Source organism: Spirillospora sp. NPDC046719, from assembly GCF_040645715.1.
Lineage (GTDB): Bacteria > Actinomycetota > Actinomycetes > Streptosporangiales > Streptosporangiaceae > Spirillospora.
On sequence record NZ_JBEYYT010000636.1, the window covers coordinates 1 to 4,202 of the forward strand.

Here is a 4,202-nt window from a genome sequence, read left to right on the forward strand (position 1 = left end):
AGCGCGCTGCGGTCGCGGGCACGAGTCGCGGCGGCCTCAAGGGCGGCGGCCGCCGTTTCGTCGCGGTCCGGGGTGGCCGCGGCCGTGTGCCACGCGGCGCGATCGGGGTTGGGATCGGCCGCGGCCAGCGTACGGTGGGCGGCGGCCCGTTCGGCGAAGGACGCGGCCCCATAGACGGCGGAGCGGACCAGCGGGTGACGCAGCACCACCTGGTCCCCGGCGACGGTGGCCAGCCCGGCGCGCTCGATCGGTGCGAGATCGTCCAGATCGAGGCCGACCGCGGCTGCTGCGGTCATCAGGTGCCGCACCGACGATTCCGGTGCCGCGGCGATCAGCAGCAGCATCTTCCGGCTGCGTTCGGGCAGGCGGGCCGCGCCGACGAGGAAGGTGCGCTCCAGCCGGCGGCTCATCGGCAGCCACCGTGTCCCCATCATTCCGGTGGGCTGCTCGTCTCCGGCCAGCACCTGGGCGAGCTCGGTCAACGCGAGCGGGTTGCCGACGGCCTCGGCGAGGATCAGCCGCCTGGTGCGCGGGTCCAGCAAGGCCCCTTGTTCGCCGAGCAGTCGCTCAGACTCCTCATCGGTGAGCGGGCCGAGCTCCAGCCGCGGCAGCGGGAGCGACCGGATCGGGTCCGCGGCGGTGTCCGTCGGAGCCTCGAACGCCCCTTCTCCGGTGCCGGTCCGCATCGTCACGATCAGCAGCAGGCGGGAATGGGACAGGCGCCGCGCGACGAAGGCGATCGTCTCGGCGGTGGAGGTGTCGAGCCACTGCGCGTCCTCCACGACGACGACCGCGCGCCGCTCGGCGGTGTACTCCTCGAGCAGGCCGAGCGCTGCCACGCCGATCACCAGCCGGCTCGGCGGCGGGCCGTCGGCCTGGCCGAGCGCCGTTTCCAGCGCCCGGCGCTGCCGGGGCGGCAGTGCGTCAAGTCGGTCGAGTACGGGGTGGAAGAGCTCGTGCAGCCCGGCGAAGCCGGAGGTGGTCTCGCTCTGGACGCCGGTGCAGCGCAGTTCCTGGAAGCCGTCATCGGCGGCCAGCCTGACCACGGCGTCGACCAGCGTGCTCTTGCCGATGCCCGCATCGCCCTCGATCAGGACGGCCTGGCCGCCGGGGCCGACCGCGCCCAGCAGTTCCCGGAGACGGGCCAGCTCGCGCGCCCGTCCGACGAACAATCCGCTCACGGCTTCGCCTCACGCGGGCCTACCGGGGCGAAGCAATCTGCCACGCGCCCGAGTATAAGGGCGGCGACATCGGGGCTTTCCTGCCCTGGCCTGGGCTGACCGTCTCATGCGCCAGGGCGGCCTCGCGTACCGGGGGCGCGGTCCCGGCCCCATACGGAAGATCGCTTATCTGGTCCTGTCGAACCGGTGGCTCGGGCAACGGTGGTTGCCCTTAAGGCGCAGGATTCACGCTGCTTGTACCCCGGCGACCGGCCCGACTGCCACCGTGTCCAGGTACGGGCGAGAACGAAGGGCGGGACACATGAGAAGCAACGGGACGACGCCGCTGACAGGTAAGGCGCACAGGCATGGCTGAGCCCGCACCGGCGTTTCCCGAGCTGGGGCTGCGCACCGAGGACCTGATGGCGGCCGCCGCCTACCGGCTCGACGACGAGCAGTTCACCCGGGCGGCGTCTTATGGGGTGAAGCGGACGGTGACCGCCGGCGACCGGCTCTACGACGTGGGCGACGCGAGCTGTGATCTGGTCCTATGCGCGACGGCGACGGTGGCCTCGTACAGTACGGCCGCCGCGGACGAGCACGCGGAGCCGTTCCTCACCTACGGGCCCGGCGGATTCGCCGGCGAGCTGAGCCTGCTCACCGGGCAGACACGCAACCTCGGCGTCCGCGTCCGCGAGCCCGGCACCGTGTACTTCATCGATCAGCGGTCGTTCCGGCGGCTGATGGCGCAGCAGACCGACCTTGGTGACATCTTCCTACGTGCCTTCGTCGCCCGGCGGCGGCTGCTGCGGATGGGCGCCGAACAGTCCACGCGGGTCGTCGGTGATCCGCGCTCCCGCGACGGGCTGGCGCTCCGCGTCTTCCTGTCGCGGCAGGGACTGCCGCACCTGTGGCTCGACAGCACCTCGGCCCAGGGCGAGATCGCCCTACGCGACGCCGGGCTCGACCCGGTGGACCTGCCCGTGGTGTTCACCGCGCGCGAGGTGATCCGCCGGGTGACGCCGGGTGTCCTCAGCGAGCGGCTCGGCCTGACCTATCGCCGCACCGGCCGCGGGACCATGGACCTCGCGATCGTCGGTGCCGGGCCGGCGGGCCTGGCCGCCGCCGTCTACGGTGCCTCCGAGGGCCTCGCCACCCTGCTGCTCGACGCGGTCGCCACCGGCGGGCAGGCCGCCACCAGCGCTCGCATCGAGAACTACCTGGGCTTCCCGTTCGGCCTCAGCGGAGCCGACCTGACCACTCGGGCGGCGGTGCAGGCTCTGAAGTTCGGCGCCGAGATCGCCGGCCCGTGCGCCGTCACCGACCTGCGCTCCGAGGGCGGGACGCACGTGCTGTTCCTCGGCGACGGAACCGAGATACCGTCGCGTACGGTCCTGATCGCCACCGGCGCCGCCTACCGGTCCCTGCCGATCGACCGATGGGACCATTTCGTCGGCTCGGGGATCTATCACGCCGCGACCGACCTTGAGGCGCAGGGGGTGGCCGGCGAACCGGTGGCCGTCGTCGGCGGCGCCAACTCGGCCGGGCAGGCCGCTCTGCACCTGGCTCGCTACGCAAGCCACGTCACGTTGCTCGTACGCGGAGCCGACCTCGGCGCTCGGATGTCGAGCTACCTGGTCGAGCGCATCCACGCCGACCCGCGGATCACCGTCCGCACCGGCACGGAGGTAGCCGCGCTTCACGGCGCGGAGCGTCTGGACGGTATCTCACTGATCGAACCGAGGACGGGCGTGACGGACGAGTTGGAGTGCCGCGGGCTGTTCAGCTTCATCGGTGCGGTGGCGGCGACCTCGTGGCTACAGGGACCGGTGCTCGATGGGGACGGCTTCCTGTGTACCGATGAGCGGCTGGCATCGGGCGACCTGGGCGACGGATGGCGGGGTCTCGACCCGGGCCCGCTGCAGTTCGAGACCAGCGTCCCCGGCGTGTTCGCCGCCGGGGACGTGCGGCTCGGCTCGATGAAGCGGGTCGCGGCCGCGGTCGGCGAGGGTTCCGGCGCAGTGCGCTCAGTGCACCTGGCGCTGCGTCGGCGGCAGAACTCGTAGCGAGGCCGGCGAACGCTTCAGCAATTCGACTTATGCCTCCGGGGTGGCGCACGCGGCACGGTAGTCGCAGCAGCATCTGAAGGAGGACACCATGACACAGCCCGTTGCTCCGGTGCTGGCCGCGCCGGCACAGTCGCAGCCGATCGCGGTATCGCTGCGCGCCACGGATCCGCTGACCCTTGCCGGACTGACCGTGCTGCTGGCCGATCGGCCGGAGTTGCGCCTGATCCCTCAGGACGAGGTCGGCGGGGACGTACTGGTCTACGCCGCGGACCGTCTCGACGGCAGAGTCATCCCGGCGCTACGCCGCTCGGCGGCCGCCACCGGCCGTCCGGTGGTGCTCGTGCTCGACGAGATCAGCGAGCCCGAGCTCCTGCTCGCGGTGGAGTGCCGGGTGCATTCCGTTGTGCCGCGGGCGGCGGCGACCGGCGAGCGGCTCGCCCGCACCGCCGCCGCCGTGGCGGCGGGCGCCGGGATACTGTCACCCCCGCTCGTCGGGGACCTGCTGCGACATCTGCAGCGTCTGCAGCGGCAGGTCCTCGACGACGCCGGACTGAACGCCTCGGGGTTGACGCCGCGCGAGGTGGAGGTGATCAGGTTGATGGCCGAAGGTCTAGAGACCACGGAGATCGCGGCCAGGCTGTGTTACTCGGAGCGCACGGTGAAAGGCGTCATCCACACGATCAGCCGACGCCTGCGGCTCCGCAATCGCCCGCACATCATCGCGCACGCCATGCGCTTCGGCCTCATCTGAGGCAGTGCCGGATCGCCTGGACGATGGCGACCAGTCGGGCCGGTGGGCCGCCCGCGTGGCGCAGGATGTGCCGGCGCTTGAGGGCGGCGATGAGGTTCACGCCGCTCAGCAGACGGCATCCACGACTGCTTTCACTTCGTGACCGGCATCCCAGGATGGAAACGGCTAGGTCTCCGCAGTGTGCGGTGGCCGGTCGTGTCCGCCGCGGCGGCCGAGAACGGC

General features: G+C 71.9%; 3 protein-coding genes. 2 read left to right on the forward strand and 1 reads right to left on the reverse strand.

All coding sequences use genetic code 11. From position 1 onward, the window contains the following. Positions 1-1,181 (reverse strand): AAA family ATPase (locus tag ABZ914_RS47690; protein WP_500201255.1); only part of this gene is annotated, 1,181 nt, incomplete at its 3' end. A 347-nt stretch (positions 1,182-1,528) separates the two neighbouring features. Between ABZ914_RS47690 and ABZ914_RS47695 the strand changes: the two genes are divergently transcribed. After that, entirely contained in the window at positions 1,529-3,226 is a 1,698-nt protein-coding gene (locus ABZ914_RS47695; RefSeq protein ID WP_500201256.1) for an FAD-dependent oxidoreductase, read from the forward strand. 91 nt (positions 3,227-3,317) lie between these two features. Then, positions 3,318-3,980 (forward strand): helix-turn-helix transcriptional regulator, encoded by a 663-nt coding sequence (locus ABZ914_RS47700; RefSeq protein ID WP_500201257.1) that lies wholly within the window; start codon positions 3,318-3,320, stop codon positions 3,978-3,980. Positions 3,981-4,202 lie beyond the last annotated feature (222 nt).